Source organism: Streptomyces sp. S6 (genome assembly GCF_054880855.1).
Genome location: NZ_JBTYMC010000606.1, coordinates 1 through 1,693 on the forward strand (window position 1 = coordinate 1; position 1,693 = coordinate 1,693).

Annotated in this window: 1 protein-coding gene and 1 pseudogene; both read right to left on the bottom strand. The window is 74.2% G+C overall.

The annotated features are described in order from the left end of the window. The coding region (locus ACVNF4_RS35715) for a glycosyltransferase family 4 protein (protein WP_461806995.1) at positions 1-1,024 on the bottom strand (1,024 nt) is incomplete at its 3' end. 218 nt (positions 1,025-1,242) lie between these two features. Beyond that, positions 1,243-1,693 (bottom strand): annotated as a pseudogene (locus tag ACVNF4_RS35720) (HEAT repeat domain-containing protein); the annotation flags it as partial.

A 1,693-nucleotide genomic window follows, 5' to 3' on the forward strand; every position in this document is an offset into this window, starting at 1 on the left:
CGGCGGCGCCGTAGGACGCGCGGCGCGCGGGATCGGCGGCGAGGGCGGCGACGGCGTCGCGCACGGCGTCGCCGTCACCTGCCGGGAAGAGGATGCCGGTGCGCCCGTCGGCGACCAGGTCGAGCGGGCCGCCGGCGGCGGGCGCGACGACCGGGACACCGCTGGCCATGGCTTCCTGGACGGTCTGGCAGAACGTCTCGAAGGGCCCGGTGTGCGCGAAGACGTCGAGGGAGGCGAAGATCCGGGCGAGTTCGTCGCCGGTGCGGCGGCCGAGGAAGACGGCGCCGGGGAGCTGTTCGGCGAGCGCGGGCCGGCTGGGTCCGTCGCCCACGACGACGAGTCTGACGCCGGGAAGGCCGCAGACGCCGGAGAGCAGTTCGATCTGCTTCTCGGGGGCGAGCCGGCCGACGTAGCCGACGACCGTCTCCCCGTTCGGCGCGATCTCGCGGCGTATCGCGTCGTCGCGGAGGTCGGGACGGAACCGTACCGTGTCGACGCCGCGCGGCCAGAGCTTCACGCGGGGCACTCCGTGGGCGGAGAGGTCGTGCAGGGAGGCGCTGGAGGGCGCGAGGGTGAGGTCGGCGGCGGAGTGGACGGAGCGGATACGGCGCCAGGCGGCGGTCTCTCCGGCGCCCATGTAGGTGCGGGCGTATCCGGCGAGGTCGGTCTGGTAGACGGCGACGGCGGGGACGCCGAACTTGGCGGCGGCGGCCATGCCGCGCACGCCGAGGACGAAGGGGCTGGCCAGGTGGACGACGTCGGGGCGGTGCTCGACGATCGTCGCGGCGAGGCGCCGGCTGGGGAGGGCGACGCGGACCTGGGGGTAGCCGGGGAGCGGAAGGGAGGGTACGTGGACGACGGGGCAGGGCGCCGAGGCGTCCGGCCGGTGTCCCGGCGCGGGGGCCGGGGCGACGACGACGGGGGCGTGACCGCGATCTACGAGGTGCCGGGCGGTCTGGAGCGCGCAGTGGGCCACGCCGTTCACGTCGGGGGGAAAGGATTCGGTCACGATGACGACACGCATACGGGTGTTGTCTCCGCGCCGAACGTGAACGCGTCAAAGTGGATCTTTCCGAACGACAAACGGCGCATGAGCGTTGAGCTGCGCACCCGGGCAGGTCAGACGGTGTCCATGTCCGTCTGACCCGAGGGTCGTCGGCCGTTCACCCGGCGAACGGAAGGGGGCCCGTTCCGATCACGTCAGGGAGCCTGTTCCGGTCAGAAACGATCACGCGGATGCGGTCACATGGCAGCCGCGTCCGGGCCGATCCGGCTGCGTACGGCCGTCTGGACCTCCGCCTCCTCGGCGGGGTCGGCGGCGAGCCTGCGCAATCGCTCCACCACGCGCGTGTCACCGGTCTCGGCGTGCCGGGCGGCGACCTCTCTGGTGGTCTCCTCGCAGTCCCAGAGGCATTCGACGGCGAAGCCGGTGGCGAAGGAGGGGTCGGTGGCGGCGAGGGCCTGGGCGCAGTGGCCGCGCAGATGGGAGGAGGCCGTCTCCCGGTAGATGTGCCGCAGGACGGGGGCGGCGCAGACGATGCCGAGGCGTCCGGTGCCGTCGACGAGGGGCCACAGGGTGGACGCGTCGCAGCCCTCGCCTCGGACGGCCTCGCGCAGGGCGCCGAGGACGAGGTCGCTGTCGCGGGTGGCTCCCCGGCAGGCCAGGACGCGGCCGGCGGCCGCGCCGAGCGCG